At 62.5% G+C, this 24,182-nt stretch carries 22 protein-coding genes; 13 read left to right on the plus strand and 9 right to left on the minus strand.

Annotation, left to right across the window (positions count from 1 at the left end; translation table 11 throughout):
* The first annotated feature begins 6 nt into the window (after window positions 1–6).
* From LB568_RS00905 to LB568_RS00915, 3 genes are all read left to right on the plus strand, one after another.
* The gene (locus LB568_RS00905) at window positions 7–1,650 is read left to right on the plus strand and encodes an ABC transporter substrate-binding protein (protein ID WP_140575412.1); all 1,644 of its coding nucleotides are present in this window, start codon (window positions 7–9) and stop codon (window positions 1,648–1,650) included.
* Complete coding sequence (locus LB568_RS00910) at window positions 1,640–2,584, plus strand: acetamidase/formamidase family protein (protein ID WP_224728773.1); 945 nt, start codon at window positions 1,640–1,642, stop codon at window positions 2,582–2,584. The genes LB568_RS00905 and LB568_RS00910 overlap by 11 nt, the downstream gene beginning before the upstream one ends.
* A gap of 211 nt (window positions 2,585–2,795) precedes the next feature.
* Window positions 2,796–4,583 (plus strand): ABC transporter ATP-binding protein, encoded by a 1,788-nt coding sequence (locus LB568_RS00915; RefSeq protein ID WP_013891916.1) that lies wholly within the window; start codon window positions 2,796–2,798, stop codon window positions 4,581–4,583.
* Window positions 4,584–4,602: 19 nt separating this feature from the next.
* Here the strand turns inward: LB568_RS00915 and LB568_RS00920 are convergent, their stop codons facing one another.
* Window positions 4,603–5,367, minus strand: a complete 765-nt coding sequence (locus LB568_RS00920; RefSeq protein ID WP_013891915.1) for a LuxR C-terminal-related transcriptional regulator — start codon at window positions 5,365–5,367, stop codon at window positions 4,603–4,605.
* Between the two features lie 416 nt (window positions 5,368–5,783).
* Here LB568_RS00920 and LB568_RS00925 point away from each other — a divergent pair, with 416 nt between their 5' ends.
* From LB568_RS00925 to LB568_RS00960, 8 genes are all read left to right on the plus strand, one after another.
* Entirely contained in the window at window positions 5,784–6,992 is a 1,209-nt protein-coding gene (locus LB568_RS00925) for an ABC transporter substrate-binding protein (protein ID WP_013891914.1), read from the plus strand.
* Window positions 6,993–7,003: 11 nt separating this feature from the next.
* A complete protein-coding gene (locus LB568_RS00930; RefSeq protein WP_224728774.1) occupies window positions 7,004–7,783 on the plus strand; it encodes an ABC transporter ATP-binding protein in 780 nt (259 codons plus the stop codon).
* Complete coding sequence (locus LB568_RS00935; RefSeq protein WP_013891912.1) at window positions 7,776–8,486, plus strand: ABC transporter ATP-binding protein; 711 nt, start codon at window positions 7,776–7,778, stop codon at window positions 8,484–8,486. The genes LB568_RS00930 and LB568_RS00935 overlap by 8 nt, the downstream gene beginning before the upstream one ends.
* Window positions 8,487–8,493: 7 nt before the next feature.
* A complete protein-coding gene (locus tag LB568_RS00940; protein ID WP_224728775.1) occupies window positions 8,494–9,381 on the plus strand; it encodes a branched-chain amino acid ABC transporter permease in 888 nt (295 codons plus the stop codon).
* A 21-nt stretch (window positions 9,382–9,402) separates the two neighbouring features.
* Window positions 9,403–10,377: a branched-chain amino acid ABC transporter permease gene (locus LB568_RS00945; RefSeq protein ID WP_013891910.1), complete on the plus strand. Its 975-nt coding sequence runs from the start codon at window positions 9,403–9,405 to the stop codon at window positions 10,375–10,377.
* A 203-nt stretch (window positions 10,378–10,580) separates the two neighbouring features.
* Complete coding sequence (locus LB568_RS00950) at window positions 10,581–12,152, plus strand: pilus assembly protein (protein WP_224728776.1); 1,572 nt, start codon at window positions 10,581–10,583, stop codon at window positions 12,150–12,152.
* A 100-nt stretch (window positions 12,153–12,252) separates the two neighbouring features.
* Window positions 12,253–12,963: a glycosyltransferase family 2 protein gene (locus LB568_RS00955; protein ID WP_140575384.1), complete on the plus strand. Its 711-nt coding sequence runs from the start codon at window positions 12,253–12,255 to the stop codon at window positions 12,961–12,963.
* Window positions 12,964–12,991: 28 nt separating this feature from the next.
* Window positions 12,992–15,028 carry a DUF2298 domain-containing protein gene (locus LB568_RS00960; RefSeq protein WP_224728777.1) on the plus strand — a complete coding sequence of 679 codons (2,037 nt, stop codon included), beginning with the start codon at window positions 12,992–12,994 and terminating at the stop codon, window positions 15,026–15,028.
* 98 nt (window positions 15,029–15,126) lie between these two features.
* On the opposite strand, the gene LB568_RS00965 is transcribed toward LB568_RS00960, so the two are convergent.
* From LB568_RS00965 to LB568_RS01000, 8 genes are all read right to left on the minus strand, one after another.
* Window positions 15,127–15,381: a hypothetical protein gene (locus LB568_RS00965; RefSeq protein ID WP_224728778.1), complete on the minus strand. Its 255-nt coding sequence runs from the start codon at window positions 15,379–15,381 to the stop codon at window positions 15,127–15,129.
* Window positions 15,382–15,561: 180 nt separating this feature from the next.
* Window positions 15,562–16,542: a 2-dehydropantoate 2-reductase gene (locus LB568_RS00970; RefSeq protein WP_224728779.1), complete on the minus strand. Its 981-nt coding sequence runs from the start codon at window positions 16,540–16,542 to the stop codon at window positions 15,562–15,564.
* Window positions 16,543–16,544: 2 nt separating this feature from the next.
* Entirely contained in the window at window positions 16,545–18,059 is a 1,515-nt protein-coding gene (locus LB568_RS00975) for an acyl--CoA ligase (RefSeq protein ID WP_224728780.1), read from the minus strand.
* 218 nt (window positions 18,060–18,277) lie between these two features.
* Window positions 18,278–19,864 (minus strand): gamma-glutamyltransferase, encoded by a 1,587-nt coding sequence (gene ggt, locus LB568_RS00980; protein WP_224728781.1) that lies wholly within the window; start codon window positions 19,862–19,864, stop codon window positions 18,278–18,280.
* Between the two features lie 130 nt (window positions 19,865–19,994).
* Window positions 19,995–20,687 (minus strand): ABC transporter permease, encoded by a 693-nt coding sequence (locus LB568_RS00985; RefSeq protein ID WP_224728782.1) that lies wholly within the window; start codon window positions 20,685–20,687, stop codon window positions 19,995–19,997.
* The gene (locus tag LB568_RS00990; RefSeq protein ID WP_140575365.1) at window positions 20,684–21,397 is read right to left on the minus strand and encodes an ABC transporter permease; all 714 of its coding nucleotides are present in this window, start codon (window positions 21,395–21,397) and stop codon (window positions 20,684–20,686) included. The genes LB568_RS00985 and LB568_RS00990 overlap by 4 nt, the downstream gene beginning before the upstream one ends.
* Before the next feature lie 72 nt (window positions 21,398–21,469).
* Window positions 21,470–22,321 (minus strand): transporter substrate-binding domain-containing protein, encoded by an 852-nt coding sequence (locus tag LB568_RS00995; RefSeq protein WP_013891900.1) that lies wholly within the window; start codon window positions 22,319–22,321, stop codon window positions 21,470–21,472.
* Between the two features lie 90 nt (window positions 22,322–22,411).
* Window positions 22,412–23,053 (minus strand): GntR family transcriptional regulator, encoded by a 642-nt coding sequence (locus tag LB568_RS01000; protein WP_224728783.1) that lies wholly within the window; start codon window positions 23,051–23,053, stop codon window positions 22,412–22,414.
* A gap of 101 nt (window positions 23,054–23,154) precedes the next feature.
* On the opposite strand from LB568_RS01000, the gene LB568_RS01005 reads away from it, so the two are divergent.
* Both LB568_RS01005 and LB568_RS01010 read left to right on the plus strand, forming a co-directional pair.
* Window positions 23,155–23,484 (plus strand): FadR/GntR family transcriptional regulator, encoded by a 330-nt coding sequence (locus tag LB568_RS01005; RefSeq protein ID WP_224728784.1) that lies wholly within the window; start codon window positions 23,155–23,157, stop codon window positions 23,482–23,484.
* A 124-nt stretch (window positions 23,485–23,608) separates the two neighbouring features.
* Window positions 23,609–24,178 carry a TMEM175 family protein gene (locus LB568_RS01010; protein ID WP_263496809.1) on the plus strand — a complete coding sequence of 190 codons (570 nt, stop codon included), beginning with the start codon at window positions 23,609–23,611 and terminating at the stop codon, window positions 24,176–24,178.
* Window positions 24,179–24,182: the final 4 nt, after the last annotated feature.

Here is a 24,182-nt window from a genome sequence, read left to right on the forward strand (position 1 = left end):
ATAACAATGAAAAAGTTTCTCGCATCCACGGTAGCGGCATCGGCCTTGGCGCTGATGCTCGGCATGACCAGCGTCCGCGCCGAGGACGCTGTCGATCCCAACGCCAAGCAGGGCGGCGCCATCACCATCACCTACAAGGACGACGTCGCCACCCTCGATCCGGCGATCGGCTACGACTGGCAGAACTGGTCGATGATCAAGAGCCTGTTCGACGGGCTGATGGACTATGAGCCCGGCACCACCAACCTCAAGCCCGACCTGGCCGAGAGCTACGAGATTTCGCCCGACGGCAAGACCTTCACCTTCAAGCTGCGCCACGGCGTGAAATTCCACAATGGCCGCGAGATGACGGCCGACGACGTGAAATATTCGCTCGACCGCGTCACCAATCCGAAGACGCAGAGCCCCGGCGCCGGCTTCTTCGGCTCGATCAAGGGCTATGACGATGTCGCCGCCGGCAAGGCGACAAGCCTCTCCGGTATCACCGTGGTCGATCCCTATACCGTCAAGTTCGAGCTGACCCGGCCCGACGCCACCTTCCTGCATGTCATGGCCATCAACTTCTCCCATGTCGTGCCGAAGGAAGAGGTCGAGAAATACGGCGCCGATTTCGGCAAGCATCCGGTCGGCACCGGCGCCTTCAAGCTGGCCGAATGGACGCTCGGCCAGCGCATCGTCTTCGAACGCAATGCGGATTATTGGCACAAGGGCCTGCCGCATCTGGACAAGATCACCTTCGAGATCGGCCAGGAGCCGATCGTGGCGCTGCTGCGCCTGCAGAAGGGCGAGATCGACGTGCCCGGCGACGGCATTCCGCCGGCCAAGTTCCAGGAGGTGATGGCCGATCCCGAGCAGAAGGCCCGCGTCGTCGAAGGCGGCCAGCTGCACACCGGCTATATCACCATGAACACCACCATGGCGCCGTTCGACAATGTGAAGGTGCGCCAGGCCGTCAACATGGCGATCAACAAGGCGCGCATCATCCAGATCATCAACGGCCGCGCCGTGCCGGCCAACCAGCCGCTGCCGCCGTCGATGCCGGGCTACGACAAGGAATACAAGGGCTATCCCTATGACGTCGCCAAGGCCAAGGCGCTGCTCGCCGAGGCCGGCCATCCCGACGGGTTCGAGACGCAGCTCTTCGCCATGAACACCGATCCCAACCCGCGCATCGCCCAGGCGATCCAGCAGGACCTGGCGGCGATCGGCATCAAGGCCGGGATCCAGTCGCTGGCGCAGGCCAATGTCATCGCCGCCGGCGGCGACAAGGCAGGCGCGCCGATGATCTGGTCCGGCGGCATGGCCTGGATCGCCGACTTCCCGGATCCCTCCAACTTCTACGGCCCGATCCTCGGCTGTGCCGGCGCCGTGCCGGGCGGCTGGAACTGGTCGTGGTATTGCAACAAGGATCTCGACGCCAAGGCGGCCGAGGCCGACTCGGTGGTCGATCCCGCCAAGGCTGCCGAGCGCGATAAGATGTGGAGCGCCATCTACGACAAGGTGATGGAGGACGCACCCTGGGCGCCGGTCTTCAACGAGCAGCGCTTCACCATGAAATCAGCCCGCATGGGCGGCGCCGACAACCTCTATGTCGACCCGGTCCATATCCCGATCAACTACGACAATGTGTATGTAAAAGATGTGCAATAACTGCGACTACACCATCCACGGGCGCCATCATCATTTCGGCTGGGACAATTCCTTTGTCCCGGCCGAGCGGGTGGCGCCCGGCTCGACCATCGAGTTCCAGTGCCTTGATGCCGGCGGCGGTCAGTTGCAGGCCGACAGCACCGTCGCCGATGTCGCCAGGATGGACTTCGCCAGGGTCAATCCGGTGACCGGGCCGATCTTCGTCGAGGGAGCCGAACCGGGCGACGCGCTGAAGGTGACGATCGAGCTGTTCAAACCGTCCGGCTTCGGCTGGACGGCCAACATTCCGGGTTTCGGCCTGCTCGCCGACGATTTCAAGGAGCCGGCGCTCAACATCTGGAAATACGATGCCGCCTCGCTGGAGCCGGCGCTGTTCGGCAAAAACGCGCGCGTGCCGCTGAAGCCGTTCGCCGGCACAATAGGCAACGCGCCAGCCGAGAAAGGCCTGCACTCGGTGGTGCCGCCACGGCGCGTCGGCGGCAATCTCGATATCCGCGACCTCGCCGCCGGCACCACGCTCTATCTGCCGGTGGAGGTGGCGGGCGCGCTGTTCTCGGTCGGCGACACGCATGCCGCGCAAGGCGACGGCGAGGTCTGCGGCACTGCGATCGAAAGCCCGATGGATGTCGTGCTCAAGCTCGACCTGGTCAAGGACGCCAGGCTGAAGACGCCGCGCTTCACCACGCCGGGCCCGGTGACGCGGCATCTCGACGCCAAGGGCTATGAGGTGACGACCGGCGTTGGGCCGGACCTGATGGCGGGTGCCAGGGAGGCGGTCGCCCAGATGGTCGACCTGCTCGCCGGCCGCTACAGAATAGACCCCGTCGAGGCCTACATGCTGGCCTCCGTCTGCGGCGATCTCCGCATCAGCGAGATCGTCGACATGCCGAACTGGGTGGTATCGTTCTACTTCCCGCGCTGCGTGTTTGAATGACGCTACGTCGGCGCCAAGGCACCCCCCTCTGTCCTGCCGGACATCTCCCCCGCAAGGGGGGAGATTGGCGGTTTGTCCGCTGCGCCTCTTCTCAAGCGGTGGTGATTGGCGAAAGCCGGAGTGATCATCGATCTCCCCCCTTGCGGGGGAGATGGCCGGCAGGCCAGAGGGGGGTGTGCCGGAGTAAATTCCTCCCCGGGCTACACTCCCAATGACCTCAAACCCCGAAATAATCCTCGACATCGCCAATCTCTCGGTCAGCGTGCGCGGCGAGGATGGCGAGCGCGACGTCGTCTCCAACCTGTCGCTGACGCTTTCGCGGGGCGAGACGCTGTGCATTGCCGGCGAATCCGGCTCCGGCAAATCGATGACCGCGCTGGCGATCATGCAGCTTTTGCCACAGCCTGCCGCGCGCATAGCGTCAGGCAAAATCCGGCTTCGTGGAGGGGATATGGGCGACACCGATCTTGCAACCCTCGACGAGCGCCAGATGCGCCGCATTCGTGGCGACCGCATCGCCATGATTTTCCAGGAGCCGATGACCTCGCTCAACCCGGTGCTGTCGATCGGCCGGCAGCTCACCGAATCCATCGAGGCGCACACCAGCCTGTCGCAGGCCGAGGCCCGCCAGCGCGCCGTCGAGGCGCTGAAGGCGGTGCGCATTTCGGAAGCCGAAAGCCGGCTAAAGCAATTTCCGCACGAGCTCTCCGGCGGCATGCGGCAGCGGGTGATGATCGCCATGGCGCTGGCGCTCGAGCCCGACGTGCTTATCGCCGACGAGCCGACGACGGCACTCGACGTCACCGTGCAGGGCGAGGTGCTGGAACTGCTGCGCGACCTGCAGCGACAGCATGGCACCAGCGTCATCCTGATCACCCACGACATGGGCGTGGTCGCCGAAATGGCCGACCGCGTCATCATCATGCGGCATGGCCGCATGGTCGAGGAGGGCAAGACATCGGACATCTTCGCCCGCCCGCAAGCCGACTACACGCGCGAGCTGCTCGCCGCCGTGCCGCGCATCGGCAGCGGTATCGGCCGCCAGCAATCCAGGGATGTCGAGGTGGCGAAGCCGGCCGACGTCGCTGTGGTCAACGACCTGCATGTCCGCTTCGATTTGCGCGGCGGGTTCTTCGGCCAGGTCACCCGTCGCGTTCATGCCGTCGAGGGCGTCAGCTTCTCGATCGCGCCCAACGAGACGCTGGCGCTGGTCGGCGAATCCGGCTGCGGCAAGTCGACCACCGCCAAGGCGCTGGCCGGGCTGGTGCCGTACAGCGGCGACATCGTCATTGGCGGGCGCAATCTGTCGGGCTTAGGCCGCGACGAGCGCAAGGCGGTGCGCCGCGACGTGCAGATGATCTTCCAGGATCCCTTCGCCTCGCTCGATCCGCGCATGCGTGTCGGCGATCTCGTCGCCGAGCCTCTTGTCATCCACGGCATAGCTTCGAAGGAAGAACGCCTGGACCGTGTGGCGGCGCTGTTCGAGCGCGTCGGCCTGTCATCAGATCAGATGGAGCTCTACCCGCATGAATTCTCGGGCGGCCAGCGCCAGCGTGTCTGCATTGCCCGGGCGCTCGCCTTGCGACCGAAACTGATCGTCGCCGACGAAAGCGTCTCGGCGCTCGACGTCTCGGTGCAGGCGCGTGTGCTCGACTTGTTGAAGGAGTTGCAGCGCGAATTCGGCGTCGCCTATCTCTTCATCTCGCACGACATGGCGGTGGTCGAGAATATCTCCGACCGCGTCGCCGTCATGTATCTCGGCCAGATCGTCGAAATGGGTACGCGCGACCAGGTCTTTTCCAACCCGCGCCACCCCTACACGAAACGGCTGATCGAAGCCGTGCCGGTGCCCGACCCGGCGCAGCGCAGAAGCCGCTTCGCCCGCCTCGACCAGGAAATCCCGAGCGCGACCCGCAAGATCGGCGAGGCGCCACGAAAACTGATCCTGAGCGACGTCGGTGGCGGACATCTTGTTGCCGCCGGAAGTTCGGATCGGTGAGTGAAATTGTCCTCGCCGGTCAATTCTTGACGAGACCCTCATAGGGCGGCGTATTCAGGATATAGGCCACCTCTGTCCGGTTCCGGGCGCGAAGTTTTTTCATGATATTGCGAACATGCACCTTGACCGTGCTCTCGCACATGTTGAGTTCATAGGCGATGATCTTGTTCGCTTTCCCGCGACGCAGCGCTTCGATGACCGAAATCTGGCGCGACGTGAAAAAATTGTCTTCTTGCGCCTGCGATTTGGTGGCCTGGTGGCCGTCCCTGGCGTTTTTCGCCGATTGGAAAAGCACACTTGGCGGGATGAAAATTCCCCCTGCCGCGACGAGATGAATTGCCTTGGCTGCGATTTGCAGGCTGACGCTCGTCGGAACATAGCCGCATGCGCCATTGTCGATCGCTTTGTGAACATCGTCGAAATTTTCGATATCGGCCAGGATGATGGTGCTCACCCAGGGTCTGGTAACCTTGAGGTGGGCGATCCGGGCAAGATGGTGGTCTGCCTCGGAGTTTGACCACACGGCGCACATCAGCACCGTCGAGATGCGTTGGGTCTCCTCCAGGTCTGCCGCGTCGAAGGTTTCGATGCTCGAGAAGTGCTGGAAACGAAATGCCGGTTCGATTTCCGCAAGACCTCTTGCCAGGCAGTCGCACATCAGCGATCGATCATCGATAATCGCGATCTCGATATCCGCCGCAACGAAGGCGGGTGGGCTGTCAGGATCGATATCAAAAGCACACAGGCTTGCCTGGGCCGCCTCAAATGTTTGAATTGCTGTCATAGCTGCTCCTCTTGCCCCCTCGCTCGCATCTGGGGCGTGGCTACTGCTCCACGGTTCTCAACTCCGCCTCAGTAATCCGTGGATTCGAGCCAGATGTATGTGAAGCACAGCACACGACGGAGTGAAGCCGATCTCGGCAACGGGCCATCGCGTCGTCGCCGAGGACTGAGGCGTTTGCCGATCCGGCGGCGGACACCCATGGCCGACCGGGGCTCCGGCAAACTGCCAGGCGGTTCACACGGTTGTGTTCCATCTCCGGCGCGCTCATGGGTGGCTTTTTGCCACCGAAGTGCGCCGCTTCGGACATGAAATCGGCAACGGCCCCTTGCCGATCATCCCATTTTCCTCATGTTTATTGCTTTGAAGATGATCGATCGTAGGGGGCGGCCGGATTCATCGTAATGGGAGGAAATACCATGAAGGCATGCTATTTCGTTTCTGCCGCATTTCTCGCCGCATCGGCGATCCCGGCCTCGGCCGCCGAAATTTCCGATGGCAAGGTCAAGATCGGCATCCTCAACGACCAGTCCGGCGTCTATGCCGATTTCGGCGGCAAGTGGTCGGTCGAGGCCGCCAAGATGGCGGTCGAGGATTTCGGCGGCAAGGTGCAGGGCGCACCGATCGAGATCATCAGCGCCGATCACCAGAACAAGCCGGACATCGCCTCCAACATCGCGCGGCAGTGGTATGACACCGAACAGGTCGATGCCATCATGGAGCTGACGACCTCTTCGGTCGCGCTCGCCGTCCAGGGCATTTCCAAGGAAAAGAAGAAGATCGACATCGTCACCGGCGCGGCGACCACCGAACTCACCGGCAAGCAGTGCTCGCCCTACGGTTTCCACTGGGCCTACGACACCCATTCGCAGGCGGTGGGAACCGGCGGCTCTCTGGTGCAGCAGGGCGGCGACAGCTGGTTCTTCGTCACCGTCGATTATGCCTTCGGCTATTCGCTCAAGGAGCAGACCGCCAAGTTCGTCGAAGCCCATGGCGGCAAGGTGTTGGGCGAAGTGCGCTATCCCCTGGGGGCGACCGACTATTCATCCTTCCTGCTGCAGGCGCAGTCTTCGGGCGCCAAGGTCATCGGACTGGCGAATGCCGGCCTCGACACCTCCAATTCCATCAAGCAGGCGGCCGAATTCGGCATCGTCCAGGGCGGCCAGCGCCTTGCGGCCCTTCTGTTCACGCTGGCCGAGGTGCATGGGCTGGGTCTCCAGGCCGCGCAGGGCGTCGTGCTGACCGAGGGCTACTACTGGGATCGCGACGACAAGAGCCGCGCGTTCGGGCAGCGCTTCTTCAAGCGCACCAACCGCATGCCGAACATGATCCAGGCCGCGACCTACTCGGCGGTGACGCAGTATCTGAAGGCGATCGACAAGGCCGGCACCGACGAGACCGAGGCCGTCGCCAAGCAATTGCATTCGCTGCCGGTGGACGACGCCGTGATGACCAATGGCAAGGTGCAGGCGGACGGCAACATGGTCCATGACATGTATCTGTACCAGGTCAAGGCGCCCAGCGAGAGCAGCAAGGACTGGGACTATTACAAATACCTCGCCACCATCCCCGGCAAGGAGGCCTTCCTGAGCGAGAAGGAAAGCGGCTGTCCAACGGCGGCCCAGTGATCGGCGCGGCCATGGCGCCGCCCGACCCCAACGGAAACGAGCCGCCTGTCGTGCTTTCCGCTCGCGGGCTGCGGCGCGATTTCGCCGGCTTCGTCGCCGTCAAGAACGTCGACCTCGATGTCCGCCATGGCAACATCCACGCCCTGATCGGACCCAACGGCGCCGGCAAGACCACCGTTTTCAACCTGCTGACCAAGTTCCTGGCGCCGACCAGCGGCAGGATCGAACTGCTCGGCCACGACATCACCCGCACCTCGCCGGCGAAAGTGGCGCGGATGGGGCTGGTGCGCTCGTTCCAGATATCGGCGATCTTTCCGCATCTCAGCGTGCTCGACAATGTGCGCGTCGCGCTGCAGCGACCGGGTGGGCTTGGCGTCCAGTTCTGGCGCTCGCTGGCGGCACTCGACCGGTTGACGCCGCGTGCGATGGAGCTGTTGCGCTCCGTCGGTCTCGACGATGCCAAGAACAGACTGGCCGGCGATCTCTCCTATGGCAGGAAACGCGTGCTCGAGATCGCCACGACGCTGGCGCTCGATCCGAAAGTGCTGCTGCTGGACGAGCCGATGGCCGGCATGGGGCATGAGGACGTGGCCACGGTTTCCGACCTCATCCGTTCGGTGGCGAGCGACCGCGCTGTGCTGATGGTCGAGCACAATCTGACGGTCGTGGCCGATCTCTGCGACTGGATAACCGTCATGCAGCGCGGCGAGGTGCTTGCGGCCGGCGACTACGCCACCGTCAGCCGCGACGAGCGGGTGAAGGTCGCCTATATGGGCACCGCCGATGACTAGTGCCGCACCCCTGCTTGCGGTCCGCGGCCTCAACGCCTGGTACGGCGAGGGCCATGCGCTGCACGGCGTCGATCTGGAAGTATTTGCCGGCGAGACGGTCACGCTGCTCGGCCGCAACGGCGTCGGCAAGACGACGACGCTGCGCGCCATCATGGGGCTGATCCGCAAGCGAACCGGCAAGGTCGTTTTCGACGGCGCGGACCTGATGCGGCTGCCGCTCCACAAGACCGCGCATCAGGGCATCGGCTTCGTGCCGGAGGAGCGTGGCATCTTCGCCACGCTGACGGTCGACGAGAACCTGGTGCTGCCGCCGGTCGTTGCCAAGGGCGGCATGAGCGTCGAGGAGATATTCGATCTCTTCCCCAATCTGAAGGAGCGGCGCAACAGCCCCGGCACGCGGCTGTCGGGTGGCGAACAGCAGATGCTGGCGATCGCGCGCATGCTGCGAACCGGCGTGAAGATGCTGCTTCTCGACGAGCCGACCGAGGGCCTTGCTCCCGTCATCGTGCAGCGCATCGGCGAGCTGCTGGCGACGTTGAAAAAGCGCGGCATGACGATCCTGCTGGTCGAGCAGAATTTCCGCTTCGCCAGCCGTGTCGCGGATCGTTTCTACCTGATGGAGCACGGCAAGATCGTCGCCGGGTTCCCGACCGGCGAGCTGGCGGACCGCATGAGCCTGCTCCACGACGTTCTGGGTGTATGAGGACGCCATGACGATGATCTTCGGAATTCCCGTCCAGGCATTCCTCGGCCAATTGCTGGTCGGGCTGATCAACGGCTCCTTCTACGCCATGCTGAGCCTGGGGCTGGCTGTCATTTTCGGCCTGCTGCGCGTCATCAATTTCGCCCATGGCGCCCAGTACATGCTGGGCGCCTTCGTCGGCTATCTGCTGCTCACCTATCTCGGCATCGGCTACTGGCCGGCGCTGGTCCTTGCACCGCTTATCGTCGGCGTCTTCGGCGTCGTCGTCGAGCGCCTGGCGCTGTCGCGGCTTTACGACACCGATCCGCTCTACGGCCTGCTCTTCACCTTCGGCCTCGCGCTCGTGCTCGAAGGCATATTCCGCTACTATTACGGCGTGTCGGGAAATGCTTACGCCGTGCCGCCACTGCTTTCGGGAGGCACCAATCTCGGTTTCATGTTCCTGCCCAACTATCGCGGCTGGGTGGTCGTCGCCTCGCTGATCGTCTGCTTCGGAACCTGGGCGCTGATCGAGAAGACAAGGCTCGGCTCCTATCTGCGCGCGGCGACCGAGAATCCCCGTCTCGTCCAGGCCTTCGGCGTCAACGTGCCGCTGCTGCTGACCCTTACCTATGGCCTCGGCTCCGCCCTTGCCGGGCTTGCCGGAATTCTAGCCGCACCGATCTATCAGGTGAGCCCGCTGATGGGCTCGGATCTCATCATCGTCGTCTTCGCTGTGGTCGTGGTCGGCGGCATGGGATCGATCCTCGGCGCGATCGTCACCGGTTACATGCTTGGCCTTGCCGAGGGGCTGACCAAGGTTTTCTACCCCGAGGCCTCCAACCTCGTGGTCTTCGTCATCATGGCGATCGTGCTTCTGGTCCGACCGGCCGGCCTGTTCGGAAAGGACGCCTGACATGTGGAAGGGACATCCGAGATGGCCGAACTGACGCTTCGCGAGACATCGGCCGGAAAAACCCCGGCATGGCTCGAATGGACGCTGGTCGGGCTCGGCATACTGGGGCTGCTGGTGGCGCCCTTCCTCGTCTACCCGGTCTTCCTGATGAAGATGCTCTGCTTCGCGCTGTTTGCCTGCGCGTTCAATCTGCTGCTCGGCTACACCGGCCTGCTGTCGTTCGGCCACGCCACCTTCTTTGGCGGCGCCGCCTACTTCACCGCCCACGCCGTCAAGGTCTGGGGCTGGCCGCCGGAGGCGGGCATCCTGCTCGGTATGGCAGGCGCGGCGCTGCTTGGCCTCGTCATGGGGTTCTTCGCCATTCGAAGGCAAGGCATCTATTTCGCCATGATCACGCTGGCGCTGTCGCAGATGTTCTTCTTCTTCTGCGTGCAGGCGCCCTTCACCGAAGGTGAGGACGGCATTCAGGGCGTGCCGCGCGGCGTGCTGCTCGGCGTCCTCGATCTGAACGTCTCGCTGAACATGTATTACTTCGTGCTGGCGGTGTTTCTGGTCGGCGTCTTCTCCGTTTGGCGCATCGTCAATTCGCCCTTCGGCATGATCCTGCGCTCGATTCGCGAAAACGAGGGCCGCGCCATTTCGCTGGGCTATTCCGTCGCCAAGTACAAACTCGCCGCTTTCGTCATGTCTGCGGCGCTGGCCGGGCTGGCGGGCTCCCTCAAGGCCATCGTCTTCCAGTTCGCCACGCTTACCGACGTCACCTGGCAGATGTCGGGCGAGGTGATCCTGATGACGCTTCTGGGCGGCATCGGCACGATGGTTGGGCCGGTCATCGGCGCCAGCCTTGTGGTCGGACTGGAAAACACGCTTGCCACCTCCGGCTTCCCGGTGACCATCGCCACCGGGCTGATCTTCATGGTCTGCGTGCTGATTTTTCGGCGTGGTATTGTGGGAGAGCTCTATGCGCGGGGGCTCGGGCGGACCGGGAAGGGCTGAAGGGCACCAGATCGACCGCGCGCGATTGAACGGTCCGAGCAGCTGCGCTCGCCACGGCACATCCGTCCATTCCGCGTCGAAAAGACGTTCGGTCTCCTCAGAACTTAATTTACCAAGTCTATCGTCACATGCGCGAGTGCTGATAAATCAACCGCCCGTAAACCAACACTCGATCATATGCCGTATCAGTCGAGGGGCGGGTCATGGTCATCAATAAGTTCTGGCGGTCGGAAAGCGGCAATTTCGCGTTGCTGTTTGCGTTGGCGGCGCCTGCGATCCTGGCGGCCGTCGGTTTTGCAGCAGACGTATCCAGCGTCATGCGGGCAAAGGTCAACCTGCAGAACTCTTTGGACGCCGCGACCCTATCCTCGTCGCACCTGTCGGACGACGAAGCGGCCCGCAGACTTGCATTTGATGGCTATTTCCAGGCCAACGTCGCAAATCACCCGGAACTCACCAACGCGAAATTGACCCTGTCGGTCGACAAGGGTTTCAACTACGTCAAGACCAAGGCCATCGCTTCCGCGGACGTAAACCTCTATTTTGCTTTCCTGTTCGGCGACAACCAGCACATCGAAGTGGATGCCGGTGGTGTAGAAGCGACGAACAACCTCGAAGTCGTGCTCGTGCTGGACAATACGGGCTCGATGGCCGGTGCCAAAATCAAGGCTCTCAGGGACGCTACCAAGGTACTTCTTGATAATCTGGATGGAGCAAAGTCACCTGATCGGAAGGTGACCGCCGCGATTGTGCCCTTCGTTACCGCTGTCAACGTAAATGGCGACAAATTTGACCCGTCATGGATCGACATGGCAGGCAAATCGCCCAACAACGGCGCGAATTTTCCCCTGCTGCCCGACGGCAAGCGTGTAAATCACATGGACCTGTTCAGGGACCTGGCACAGGGAACCGGTTGGCAAGGGACGGGATGGAAGGGCTGCGTCGAGGCGCGCCCTGGAAGCGCTGCCATTTCTGACGTAGCGCCGGATCAAGCTGACGCCAACACCTTGTTCGTGCCCTATTTCGCTCCAGATGACCCCGGTGATGCAACCGGTCCATCGGCGAGCTATGGCAACGACGCCAAGGTCTACAACAACTCCTATCTTTCCGATGACGTTCAGGACGGCACGGACACCAAGGGAAAAGATAAAAAGATCGCCAAGTATGAAAACCCCAAGGCGAAAAAGATCAACGACAAATATGCCCCTCTGACAGTCGGCCCCAACCGGGCCTGCCCGACTCCGGTCGTGCCGTTGACCGCTGACCTGGACAAGTTGCGGACGGCTGCTGCCCAGATGCAAGAGTGGAACGGATCCGGCACCAATGTCTCCGAGGGGCTCTCTTGGGGTATGCGGGTGCTTTCACCGGCCCCACCGTACACCGACGGCGCGCCCTGGAAGACTCCGAATACGAGCAAAATCGTCGTTCTGCTCACCGACGGCGAGAATGTCGTTTACGGAGCGAGCGCCGAACCGGAAAAGTCGGATTACACTTCCTATGGCTACCTTTCGTCTGGCCGATTCGGGACGAGTAACCAGACAGACGCCGCACGCTCCGTGGATCGATGGACGCTCGACGTTTGCGATAAATTGAAGGCGCAGCAGGTTCAGATCTACACCATTACCCTGCAATCCGACACGGCCGCGAACCGGACACTTTACGGCAAATGCGCGACAAATCCGGCTGACTACTATGCTGTCAACGATCCCAGCAAATTGCCGAATGTGTTCCAAACCATCGCTGGAAAGTTCACGACACTCCAACTGGTTGATTAGTCCACCCCAAGGAAGGGGCGTTGCGATTGCGGGACAAAGGGCAATTGCCGCTCAAGGCTAACACAGTGTAGTGGTGGGACAGAACTGGTCCCCACAAAACATGCCCGCCCTCTCGGTCGTTCTTCCCGCCTACAACGAGCAAAGTAACCTCGCCGACGCCGTCGACGAGGTTCTGAAGCACGTGGCGTCTGTCGTGCCCGATCTGGAAATCATCGTCGTCAACGACGGGAGCACTGATCAAACCCAGACGATCCTGGCAGCTTTGGCGTCTCGGCACCCGGAGGTTGTTGCTGTGCACCAAGCCAACGCCGGTCATGGCCAAGCCCTGAGTAATGGCGTGAGAAAGGCAACCGGAGGCTACCTTCTCCTGCTCGACAGCGATCGACAGGTGTCGCTGGAGGATTTCGCAGTACACTGGCGGATGATGGCGGATTGCGACGTGCTCCTTGGATGCCGATGGCCGCGAGCAGATCCGCTGCATCGCATGATCGTATCGAACTCGTTGCGGTTGCTGCTGGCTGCCAAGTTCGGATTGGCTGCGAAGGATGCGAATGCCCCTTATAAGCTTCTCGGACGTCAGGTTTGGCACGAGGCTTTCGATAGGATGCGCACCGGATCCGTTATTCCGTCGGCATTGTTGGCCGCTCGTGCGCTGCAGCGAACTGATATTCGTGTCCTGCAAGTGAGTGTAGCGTACCGCGACCGTCCCCATGGGCCGTCCTCGTTGAACTTGAGGCGCCTTGCGAGCCTCTGTGCCAAAGCCGTCGCTGACATTTTCTTTTTCCGAACCAGCTCACGCGGCCATGCTTGATCCAGCGAGCTTGGAATCCCTTGTCGCAATGTGGCTCGCCATTTTGGTCACCGGTTTACTCGCTGTGCCGATTACAGGGCGACTTTTTCCCGGCGAGACCGCAACGCACTACTTCACGGGCAAGATTCTCGGTTGGTTGATCTGCACGTACATGGCCTGGCTCCTCAGCGCCTTCAAGCTGATCTCGTTTGAGCGCTCCGGCGTCGTTGTCGGCCTGGCTTCCTTGGCGGCAATTTCCGCTCTCTGTTCCCTTGGGAGCAAGACGATGCCAAGGCTACGCGACGTCCTGCGATGGGAGATGGTTTTCTTTCTTGTTTATTTTGCCGGCGTCACGCTGCGTGCAGAGAATCCCGATATCAGGAACCTGGAAAAGTTCATGGACTTCGGCTTCGTCAACGCCGCATTGCGAGCCGACTATATGCCTCCGCCCGACCCATGGTGGGCGGGCGAGCCGATCAATTACTACTACTTCGGCCATGTCGCGGCAGCCTGGCTGACAAAACTTTCCGGGGTACCATCCGACCACGGCTACAACCTCATGATCGGCGTGCTTTTCGCCTTCACTGCAATCATGGCGTTTTGCATCGTTCGGGACGGGCTGCGGCCGGCCAAGCCGGCAATCTCCATGGCATTAGCTGTTTCCGCAGCAGCGCTTGTCACCCTTGGGGGAAACTTCCACAGCGTTCTTTATGGTCCACTCCGCGGGCTCTCCCCGACGACACTAGGCAGGGAATTTCGCTTCCCCGATTCGACGCGCTATGTGGGTTTCGACCCTCCAACGACCGATAAGGTGTTTACGGAAATGCCCGCCTACGGTTTTACCGTGGGCGACCTGCATGCGCATTTGCTGAACCTGCCTGCCGGCTTGCTTATTCTCTTGATACTTTTTCGCCTTGTCGGGCGACGCCTCGCTGACCGATCCTCTGCAGGTGCCAGTCCAGCCGAGATATTGGCTCTCGGTTTCCTGTTCGCGGTCAGCGCCATGACAAATAGTTGGGACGCGGTCTCATATGGCATGCTGATGGGGCTCGCTGGTTTGTTCATATGGCTGCAGCCGAGCCAGATCGACGCAAAAAGTTTGACCTGGTTGGTGTTGCGAGGCGTCGCGGTGATTGCCATTGCTTGCCTATTGGCAAGTCCCTTTCTCGCCGCCTTCAAGCCGTTCGCCTCCAACCTTAGGCTCGCCAAAGCACATACACCGATTTGGCAACTCGCGATCGTCTACGGCCACGTGGCCGTCCCCTGCCTGGTACTTCTGATCGGGCTATTCCTTTGGGCGCGTGATGATGCGGCTTGGAAAAGTGCCGCAATGTTGGCCGCCCTGGCGTTGCTGCTGGTCGCCTTGCCTGAGCTAGTCTACGTCGAGGACATTTATGGCGGCGAATATGTTCGCGCAAACACCATGTTCAAGTTCAGCTTCGCCGCCCAACCAGTGGCGATGCTGGCAAGCGTGCTTTTCATCGGACTTCTGCTGAGCAGGGGTGGCCTCAAGATGGGGGCCTCGGCAGCGGTCCTGGCCATTCCGCTATTCGCGACATTGTCCTACTTCTGGGCTACCCATGCTGGTATCGGCAAGGCTCTAGCCTCAAATGCGCTGACACTGGACGGCCTTGGCTCCATATATCGAGATCGTGCCGCCGATCGGCCATTGCTGGATTGGCTGAGAGCTCAGGGAGCCGGTCAGCGGATCCTGCTTGTTGAAGCTTCGGGCGATAGCTACACCGACGCTGGCAGGCTCTCGGCTATGAGTGGTGTGCCCACTGTTATGGGTTGGCAAAATCACGAATGGCTCTGGCGCGGCGACTATGGTGCGACGGTCATTCGAGCCGAGGACGTTGCAAGCTTCTACTCGTCGAAAACGCCCGCCAATGCCTGCAGAATCTTGACAAAATACGGTATCACTCACATCGCCATCGGCACGGTGGAACGGGAGAAATATGCAGCATTAGATGAAAGCCTCTTTCGAGGGCTGGGAACTGTCATTGTTAATAGCGGACCTTCGATCCTGGTTCGTTTCGACGCATCAACCTGCCCAAATGGGAAGTCGACGGACAGGATGGACTGAGAATTAATGGTACATTGCGATAGGATGGGGCGGTGCTATCATCACCGCCGATATTTGGGGACGCCACGTGAAACGCACCTATGCCCGGCCCACGCTAGCTAAGTCACATATTTTGCCGCACCATTTGGCGGCGGCGACTGCTTTGTCACGTTCCCATGGAACGACGCCTCCAAGCCTGACTCCAACTCCAGCTCCGACATCAACACCGACACCAACACCAACGCCGACGCCAACACCGACACCAACGCCGACACCAACTCCAACTCCAACTCCGACACCGACGCCAACTCCGACACCGACGCCAACGCCAACGCCAACGCTGACACCAACTCCGACACCGACGCCGCCACCATAGGTTGCGGCTCGATCTATCCCCTGGCCAGCTGTCTCATCACTAGCTTTGATCGCTGCTCACAGTCTCAACAGTGGAGGTCGGTTTTGAGTTCAAGACGTGGCGGCTGATGCCATCACCGAAGCGGCCACCGTGCATCATCGTCAGACCCGTCGCGCCAATGCTCAACTCGCAAAAGCCGTCACCCATAACACCCGCGCTCCAACGCCAGCCGCCGCACCAGCGCCAGCACCGCGTCGACGGTCGGTGTCGGCTTGTCCGTTAGCCGGCCAAGCTCCTGCACCGCGCTTACCAGCGCGTCGATCTCCATCGGGCGGCCGCGCTCCAGATCCTGCAGCATCGACGTCTTGTGGTCGCCGACATCGCCCGCACCCTTGATGCGGCGGTCGACCCCGATCGGAAAGCGCACGCCGAGGCTTTCGCCGATCGCCTGCGCCTCCAGCATCATGGTGCGGGCAAGCGCGCGGGTGCCCTCGTCGGCGACGATCGCGGCCAGCGTGCTGCCGGTCAGCGCCGAGATCGGGTTGAAGGAGAGGTTGCCCCACAGCTTCACCCAGATTTCGCCGCGGATGTCGTCGCGCACCGGCGCCTGCAGCCCGGCCTTGACCATTTCCTCGGCCAGCAGCGTCACTCGTTCGCTGCGCTCGCCGGAGGGCTCGCCGAGCGAGAAGCGCTTGCCCTCGACATGGCGGATGAGACCGGGCGCGTCGACCTCGACGGCAGGATAGACGACCGCGCCGATGACGCGCTGCGGCCCAATCCGCTGCCAGATCGCACCGCCGGGATCGACCGCGTTCAGCCTGGTGCCCTCGAGCGGCCCCCTCACCCCATGGAAGTACCACCACGGCACGCCGTTCTGCATGGTGACGACCGATGTTTTCGGCCCAAGCAGCGGCGCGATCTGGTCCAGGGCAGGGGTCAGCGAATGGGCCTTCAAGGCCAGCACCACAGTATCCTGCACGCCGAGCTCCTCGGCCTTGGCGGCGGCCCGGACAGGCGCTAGCGTTTCTTGGCCATCCTCGATCAGGCGCAGGCCATCTGCCTTGATCGCTTCGAGATGGGCGCCGCGCGCGACGATCGACAGATCGGTGCGGCCGGCGATCGCCAGCTTGGCGGCGAGATAGCCGCCGATCGCGCCGGCGCCGAAGATGGTGATCTTCATCGTCAAAGCCCGAGCTTGGCGGCGAGGCCGATGCGCTGCAGCTTGCCGGTCGCGCCCTTGGGGATCTCGTCCAGGATCACGACCTTGCGCGGCACCTTGAAGTCGGCGAGCCGTGTCGCGGCATAGGTGCGGATATCGTTTTCGGTGGCGCCCATGCCTTCGCGCAGCACCACGGCCGCGGCCACCTCCTCGCCAAGCTTGTCATGCGGCATGGCGAAGGTGACCACCTGCGCCACCGCCGGATGATCCATCAGCACGTCGTCGACCTCGAGCGGCGAGATTTTCTCGCCGCCGCGGTTGATGATTTCCTTAAGCCGGCCGGTGACCCGGAGATAACCGTCTCCATCGAGCACGCCCTGGTCGCCGGTGTGAAACCAGCCATGCGCGAAGGCCGTGGCATTGGCGTCTGGGTTCTTCTCATAGCCCGCCGTCACATTGGGTCCGCGAATGACGATCTCGCCGGTCTCGCCGGCCTCGAGCAGCCGGCCGTCTGGCGCCATCACCGCCACTTCCGGACCGGCGCCGGCGCCGACGCTGCCCGGCTTGCGCAGGCCCGGCGGCAGGCGGTTCGACGCCATCTGGTGCGCGGCTTCGGTCATCCCGTAGGATTCGATCACCGGACAGCCGAAGGTCGCTTCCAGTTCGGCCATCACTTGCGCCGGCAGCGATGCCGAGGACGAGCGGATGAAGCGCAGGCGCGCGCCCGCCAGCGCCTCGGTGTTGCGCGCCGCCCGGGCCAGGATCGCCTGGTGCATGGTCGGCACCGCCGTGTACCAGCTTGGCCGCGCCTCGCCCAGCCACTGGAAGAAGCGCAGTGCATTGAAGCCCGGCGTGCAGTAGATGCTGCCGCCCGATGCCAGCGACGACAGCACGGCCGCGATCAGCCCATGGATGTGGAACAGCGGCATGATGTTGAGGCAGCGGTCATCGGCCGTCAGGCCAAGCGTCGCCCCGATATGGGCTGCCGAGGCGGCGATGTTGGCATGGCTGAGCGGCACCAGCTTTGGACGCGATGTCGTGCCCGACGTGTGCAGCAGAAGCGCGATGTCGCCATCCCCCGCCATGTCGGGCGTCACCTGCGGACCGATAGCCGGGCCCTCGATGGTGAAACTGCCGGCAGCCGGCGAAACGACAAGCCTGAGCACGCCGATGCCGAGCCGCTCGGCCACCGCAACCGCCGGGCCGGTTTCGTTCTCCGCAACAAGGATCGCCCTGGCGCCGATGTCGGTGAGATAAAAATCGAGCTCGTCCGCGCGATAGGCGGGATTGAGCGGCGCCGTCGAGGCGGTGGCGGCCACGGCGACGAAGGCGGTGGCCATCTCCGGCCCATTCGGCAGCACGATCGCCACCCTGTCGCCGCGCCCGATGCCGAGCGCATGCAGCCGCTCGGCCGTGGCCTTGATCAGGCTGCGCAGCTCGCCATGGGTGAGTGTAGCCCTGTCCGGCGCCAGGATTGCCGGAGCATCATCGGTGCCGGCGACGAGGCGGCGGGAAAGGTCTTTTGAATTCGTGCTCATGGTCACCAACTATGTTTCAAACGACTGGTGATGGAAGCCCAACAGACGGTGGCGCCGCGACGGGGAGAAAGGGCTGGCCGCAACGCCGGTCTTTCTTTTCAACCTTGGCGATTGGCGAAACCATCGACAACAGCGCCCCTCTCCCCGTCACTATACGGGAGAGGATGCCGGCAGGCAGGTGGGGGGCAGCGCCAACTCTTGGAATGTGATTCTCCACCTCAATATCCAAGCGCCATCCCATCCTTACGCGGATCGGAGGCGCCGGTGAGCGTGCCTTTCTCCCAGTCAATCAGCACCGCCTGTCCGCCGCCAAGCGGATGCTGCGGCTCGGCTAAGCGATGGCCGCGCCGGCGCAAACCTTCGAGCGCCTCGGCCGGAACGTTGCGTTCAGCCTCCACCATGCCGTCATTATAGAACACCCTTGGCGCGTCGAGCGCCTGCTGCGGGTCCATGCCGAAATCGATCATGTTGGTCAAAAGATGCACATGCCCGAATGGCTGGTAGCCGCCGCCCATGACGCCGAACGGCATCACCACGCGGCCGTTCCTGGTCGCCATGCCGGGCATGATCGTGTGCATCGGCCGCTTGCCGGGCGCGATGGCGTTCGGATGCGCCGGGTCGAGGCGGAAGCTCGAGCCACGGTTCTGCAGCACGACCCCGCTCTTCGGACCGACGACGCCGCTGCCGAACGAACAATAGGTCGAGTTGATGAAGGAGACGGCGTTGCGGTCGCGGTCGACGATCGAGATGTAGACCGTGTCGCTGCCCGGCAGGTCCAAGCGCGGCAGATGCGTCATGGCGCGGTCCCGGTCGATCTCGGCGCGCAGCCGGTCGGCATAGGCGCCGGACAAAAGTTGTTTCACGGGCACTGGGACAAAATCCTGGTCGCTGACGTAGCGGTCGCGATCCTGGTAGGCCAGGCGTCCGGCCTCGATTTCCAGATGCAGCCGCTCGGCGCCGTTGGGATCGAGCCCGCCGAGCTTGAAGCCCGACAGCACGTTCAGCATAAGCAGAGCCGTCAGCCCCTGGTTGTTCGGCGGCATCTGGTGGATATCGTAGCCGCCATAGGCGGTGCTGACCGGCGCCACATAGTCGCCGCTGGTCGCCGCGAAATCCTCGTGCGAATGCAGCCCGCCCAGTTCATTGAGCCGGCGCACCATGTCGTCGGCGACCGCGCCTTCGTAGAAGCCGGCGCGGCCCTGTTTGGCGATTGTCCGCAAGGTGGCGGCGAGTTCCGGCTGGCGGTGGATGTCGCCGGCCTTCGGCGCCTTGCCGGCCGGCAGGAAGATGCGCGCGGCATGCTCGTCGGCCGACAGGTCGATCTCCGGCTCGGCCCAGTCGAAGGCGACGCGATCATGCACGACATAGCCGTTTTCGGCATAGTGGATGGCCGGCGCCAGCGCCTCGGCCAGGCTTTTGCGGCCATGGTCTTCCAGGAGCCGGCTCCAGGCATCGACGGCGCCCGGCACGGTCACCGCGTGTGGTCCCTGCTTCGGAAGCTCGTCGAAGCCCTTGTCAAGATACCAATCGACGGTGGCGCCCGCAGGTGCACGGCCCGAACCGTTGAAGGCCAGCACGTCGCCTTGCCCCTTCGGGCAGTAGAGCACAAAGCAATCGCCGCCAATGCCGGTCGACTGCGGCTCGACCACGCCCTGCACGGCGGCGGCGCAGACGGCGGCGTCCATGGCATTGCCGCCGGCGCGCAGCATGTCGATCGCGGCAAGGGTCGCAAGCGGATGCGATGTCGCGGCAACCGCTTGGGTGGCACGAACCGGCGAGCGGCCGGGAAACTGGAAATCACGCATTCTTTCTTTGTATCCCCTGGTCTGATGGATGCGACGCTGCCGCCATGGCGTAACACGACAGCGCAACGGATCGCTTCGGCTTCTCGACACTGCGCATTTCGCCAATTCTCCTCGTTGCGCCAGACGCGTATCAGGGTCGGACCCGATAAGGCGTGAGCCAGGTTTCCAGCGCGTTCAGTGCAGAGATGATCGTGAAATTGATGGTGAGATAGATTGCGCCCGCGGCCACGAAAACCTCTATGGCGCGATAAGTCTGAGAAATAAGCCCCTGGGCGATGCCGGTTACTTCCATCAGGGTGACGATCGATGCAAGCGACGTACCCTTCACCATGAGGATGATCTCGTTGCTGTAGCTCGGTATGGCTTGGCGCAGCGCCAAAGGCAGAACGACGAGGCGCAGGGTCTGGAGCCGTGTCATGCCGAAGGCAGAGGCCGCCTCGACAAGGCCGCGCGGCACACCCTGTATCGCACCCCGTAGGATTTCGCTGCCATAGGCGGCGGTATTGAGACTGAGCGCTATGATGGCGCACCAATAGGGCTCGCGAAACAGCCACCAGAGCCCAACTGCCTGAAGTGTGGGGCGGAACTGGCCGAGGCCGTAATAGATGAGGAATATCTGGACGAGCAATGGCGTGCCGCGAAAGACGGCAACGAAGGAGCGTATGGGCCAGACCAGCATCCGATGGTTTCCCTGCTGCGCCAGTGCGAGCAACAGAGCCAAGGCAAAGCCTATTCCGATCGACAACCCCGCAAGTTGCAAGGTCAACGGCAAGCCGGAGAGAAGGGTGGGAATGATCTCTACAAAGAAGGTCAAGTCGATCATGCGTGGACCATGCCTCGCCACGCCCGTGCCTCGCCGTAGCGGAAGACCGATCCGGTCACGGCAGCGATGAGGAAATACAGCGTCGCGGCTGCTACGTAGAAGACGAAGGGCTCCCGCATCGATCCCGCGCCGATCTGAGATTGCCGCATCAATTCCACCAAGCCGATCACGGAGATCAAGGCCGAATCCTTGAGCACGAGCTGCCAGACATTTCCGAGACCCGGCAGGGCGTGCCGCATCAGTTGAGGCACGATGACGAGACGCAGCGATTGGAACCGGGACAGGCCGAGCGCCTTGCTAGCCTCAAACTGGCCGAGATCGACGGCGAGATATGCTCCGCGATAGACCTCGGCTTGATAGGCGCCCGAAATGATACCGATCGCCAGGACGCCGGTCGCAAATGTCGGCAGCCCGACGAAGCCTGCGCTGCCGAAGAATTTGCCGATCTCAGTCAATGCTATGCTGCCGCCGTAGTAGAGCAGGTAGATCGTCAACAGATCGGGCACACCCCTGAACACCGTGCCATAGCCCTTGGCGACCCATGACGGCAAAGCTCTCGTGGAGAGCCGGCCTCCTGCTGCAATCGCGCCGAAGAGAGCGCCGAGCAGGAAGCCGAGGACTGACAGCGCAAATGTCACGCCGGCTGCCAGCAGCAAGGCTCCGCCCCAGCCGCCCTTGCCCAAGGAAAGGATATGGAGTGTGTCCGTCATGTGAAACCTGATCGTTCAGCACGGCATCCGGCCGATCGGTTGATACCAACCGGCCGGACAGAATACACGTGGCTACTTGACCGGCGTCACGTCCGTTTTCACCCATTTTTCCGAGATGCGTTTGATGGTCCCGTCGGCAATGGCGGCGCTGATCGCGTCGTTCAGCATTTCCTTGAGCTTGGCGTCTTCCTTCCTGAGTCCCGCACCCGTTCCGGCGCCGAACAAGCCGCCGACAAAGCCCGGCCCTGCAACCGTGAAGCCCGAGAATTCGGGTTTTGCGAGCGTCGCGGCGAGTGCTGTCTTCTGAGCGAATATTGCATCGATGCGGCCCGCGGCCAGATCGAGATCGTGCTGCTCGGTCGTCTTGTACTCGCGGATCTCCACCGTGTCGCCGAAGTATTTCTTGACGAATTCGAGCATGGCGGTGGCCGCCTGGACACCGACCACCTTGCCCTTCAGCAGGGGCTTCAACTTGTCGACCGCGGCCTGGGAAGCAGCCTCGTCGTCCAGTTTGAATTTCTCGGTCGAAGCGCCGAGCTTCCCCAGATCGCTATCCTTGGCGGCTGCGAACCCGCCCGGGTCGATCGCATAAGGCTGGGTGAAGTCGATGGTCTCGAGGCGTTTCGGCGTGATGAACATGCTGGCCATGATCACATCGAACTTGCCGACCTTCAGCGAAGGAATAAGTCCGTCCCAGTCCTGAGCGATGATGGTGCATTTGACCTTCATCCGCTCGCAAAGATTGTTGGCGAGTTCGATCTCCAGTCCGTCGAGCTTGCCGTCCGCGTTGGTGAAGTTCCACGGAGCGTAGGCACCCTCCGTGGCGATGGTTATGGCCTTGGGCGCGTCCTCGGCCAATGCGGTGTGCATGAAGCCGAACATGCTGAGTGCGGCCGCAACTGCGGCCAAACGACAAACTTTCATGTGGTTCCCCTTTTTTGATAGGCTGATCGAGCTGTTCCTACGTCCGGCCGCATTGCCGGTTCGAGGCCATTCCTGTCCGGCCGGCGTTCGTCACCGGCTCGGACTCACGAACTCGGCCAGCATCGGTGCTGTGCTGAGAATGTGATCCTGCATCACCTTTTCCGCTTGAAGTTCGTCGCCTGAACGCAAGGCCGCGATCACGGCGGCATGCTCCTCGCGCGCAGAATGCGGCTTGTCACAGTCGTCGAACCAGATGCGCATGTAGGGCTCTATCACCACATGCAGCGCCGCTATCTGGTGGATAAGCTTGGGCCTCCGGCTTAGCGCACAGATACGGCCATGGAATTCCTGGTGGCGGACCACCCAGTCGCTGCTTCCGCTCTGGCCCGCGCGTTCCATGCGCTCGAGCAGGCGCTCGAGTTCCTCGAACTCCTCCTCATCGATCCGGGGCATCGCCAGCCTTACGGCCAGTCCCTCCAGAACCGACCGAATTTCGAAAATCTCGTAAAGCTCATCGACCGTCAGGCCTGCGACCACGCATCCCCGATTGGGCCGCAAAACCACCAGCCCGTCGGAGGCCAGGCGCCGAAAGGCTTCCCGCACCGGCATTCGACTCATGCCGATCTCGGCGGCAATCTCCTCCGGAATAAGCCTGTCGCCCGGTTTGTAGCGGCCGAGGCGAAGGGCTCTCTGAACGTGCCTGTACGCCTCTTCCTCCGCGGTGGCGGGCATCTGTGGCTCTGCCGAAAAGGCTGCTGGCATGGGAGCACCTAGAAAGTATTTTTGTATCCACGTATCATAAAATCCGCATTTTATTGCATCGTCAATAGCCTGTGACGACGTTCAGGACGGAACAAGAGCTCGAAGTCGGCATCGACCTGCACCGCGTCATCGCCGAAATCAGCGGCAATGCGATGCTGCACGGCATGCTGTGCGGCATCCTCGACAAGTGCCAGCACTATGTCTGGACCGAGCTGTTGTGGCTCGACGAATGGAAGATCGCCCGCGACGAGCATGCCGAGATCGTCGAGGCGATCTGCGCCGGCGATGCCGCCCGAGCCGGCACGCTGGCCCGCGCCCACGTAAGGGGCTCGCGCGACAATGTGCTGCGCCTGCTGCAGGCGAAATCGGACTACCAGAGTTTTCTGGCCAAGGCGTCCTGAGTGGCGCTGGTGGCGGCGTCAGATGGTCCGAGCGGCCATGGATATTGCTATCGACGGCACTACTATATGTCTCACGAACTGCGACGAGGACGGTCCAGTGCTTCCCTCGACAGGGCTCGATCGGTTGAGCGCATTTTCGGATGGCGTGTTCGCCGTCCTCATCACGGTGCTGGTCCTCGACTTGCGCCCGCCGGAGTTGCCGAGGTTCAAGGCGCTTCTGGAGCTCTGGCCGACATGGCTGAGCTACAGCGTCAGCTATCTCTTCATCGCCATCGTCTGGGCGAACCATCATCATCTGTTACGCCACGCCAGGGAGGCGACAGCCAGCCTGATGTGGTACAATTTCGCGCATCTGTTCTCGGTTTCGCTGCTGCCGCTGGCGACCGCGTGGATGGCGGTCAGCGAGCTGGCGCCGCAGCCGGTCGCCTTCTATGCCGCCGTCTTCTTCCTGGTGAACCTGACCTACATTCTTCTGATCCGCGAACTCATCGACCCGATGCCGGAGAACGCGGTTCCGCTCGCGGTGCGCAAGCGCATGCGCATCCGGTCGCTCGCGACGCTCTGCCTATTCGCGCTGGCGGGGCTGGTCGCCCTGAAATATCCAGTCGCGGGCTTGGCGATCTGTTGCTGCTGCTTGGCCGTCTATCTCAGGCCGGAAGCGCCGGGGGCAGGCAAAAGCTCAGGCAAAGGCTGAATTC

The organism is Mesorhizobium sp. B263B2A (genome assembly GCF_020165775.1).
Taxonomy (GTDB): domain Bacteria; phylum Pseudomonadota; class Alphaproteobacteria; order Rhizobiales; family Rhizobiaceae; genus Mesorhizobium; species Mesorhizobium opportunistum.

What these genes read in the sequence shown, in the direction of transcription:
- LB568_RS00940 (WP_224728775.1), top strand. Translation starts at nt 8,494, where the DNA reads ATGACGATGATCTTCGGAATTCCCGTCCAGGCATTCCTCGGCCAATTG.
- LB568_RS00950 (WP_224728776.1), top strand. Translation starts at nt 10,581, where the DNA reads ATGGTCATCAATAAGTTCTGGCGGTCGGAAAGCGGCAATTTCGCGTTG.
- ggt (WP_224728781.1), bottom strand. Translation starts at nt 19,864, where the DNA reads ATGCGTGATTTCCAGTTTCCCGGCCGCTCGCCGGTTCGTGCCACCCAA.
- LB568_RS00910 (WP_224728773.1), top strand. Translation starts at nt 1,640, where the DNA reads ATGTGCAATAACTGCGACTACACCATCCACGGGCGCCATCATCATTTC.
- LB568_RS00915 (WP_013891916.1), top strand. Translation starts at nt 2,796, where the DNA reads ATGACCTCAAACCCCGAAATAATCCTCGACATCGCCAATCTCTCGGTC.
- LB568_RS00930 (WP_224728774.1), top strand. Translation starts at nt 7,004, where the DNA reads ATGGCGCCGCCCGACCCCAACGGAAACGAGCCGCCTGTCGTGCTTTCC.
- LB568_RS00970 (WP_224728779.1), bottom strand. Translation starts at nt 16,542, where the DNA reads ATGAAGATCACCATCTTCGGCGCCGGCGCGATCGGCGGCTATCTCGCC.
- LB568_RS00905 (WP_140575412.1), top strand. Translation starts at nt 7, where the DNA reads ATGAAAAAGTTTCTCGCATCCACGGTAGCGGCATCGGCCTTGGCGCTG.
- LB568_RS00925 (WP_013891914.1), top strand. Translation starts at nt 5,784, where the DNA reads ATGAAGGCATGCTATTTCGTTTCTGCCGCATTTCTCGCCGCATCGGCG.
- LB568_RS00990 (WP_140575365.1), bottom strand. Translation starts at nt 21,397, where the DNA reads ATGACGGACACACTCCATATCCTTTCCTTGGGCAAGGGCGGCTGGGGC.
- LB568_RS01000 (WP_224728783.1), bottom strand. Translation starts at nt 23,053, where the DNA reads ATGCCCGCCACCGCGGAGGAAGAGGCGTACAGGCACGTTCAGAGAGCC.
- LB568_RS00955 (WP_140575384.1), top strand. Translation starts at nt 12,253, where the DNA reads ATGCCCGCCCTCTCGGTCGTTCTTCCCGCCTACAACGAGCAAAGTAAC.
- LB568_RS00935 (WP_013891912.1), top strand. Translation starts at nt 7,776, where the DNA reads ATGACTAGTGCCGCACCCCTGCTTGCGGTCCGCGGCCTCAACGCCTGG.
- LB568_RS00960 (WP_224728777.1), top strand. Translation starts at nt 12,992, where the DNA reads ATGTGGCTCGCCATTTTGGTCACCGGTTTACTCGCTGTGCCGATTACA.
- LB568_RS00985 (WP_224728782.1), bottom strand. Translation starts at nt 20,687, where the DNA reads ATGATCGACTTGACCTTCTTTGTAGAGATCATTCCCACCCTTCTCTCC.
- LB568_RS00975 (WP_224728780.1), bottom strand. Translation starts at nt 18,059, where the DNA reads ATGAGCACGAATTCAAAAGACCTTTCCCGCCGCCTCGTCGCCGGCACC.
- LB568_RS00995 (WP_013891900.1), bottom strand. Translation starts at nt 22,321, where the DNA reads ATGAAAGTTTGTCGTTTGGCCGCAGTTGCGGCCGCACTCAGCATGTTC.
- LB568_RS00965 (WP_224728778.1), bottom strand. Translation starts at nt 15,381, where the DNA reads ATGGTGGCGGCGTCGGTGTCGGAGTTGGTGTCAGCGTTGGCGTTGGCG.
- LB568_RS00945 (WP_013891910.1), top strand. Translation starts at nt 9,403, where the DNA reads ATGGCCGAACTGACGCTTCGCGAGACATCGGCCGGAAAAACCCCGGCA.
- LB568_RS00920 (WP_013891915.1), bottom strand. Translation starts at nt 5,367, where the DNA reads ATGACAGCAATTCAAACATTTGAGGCGGCCCAGGCAAGCCTGTGTGCT.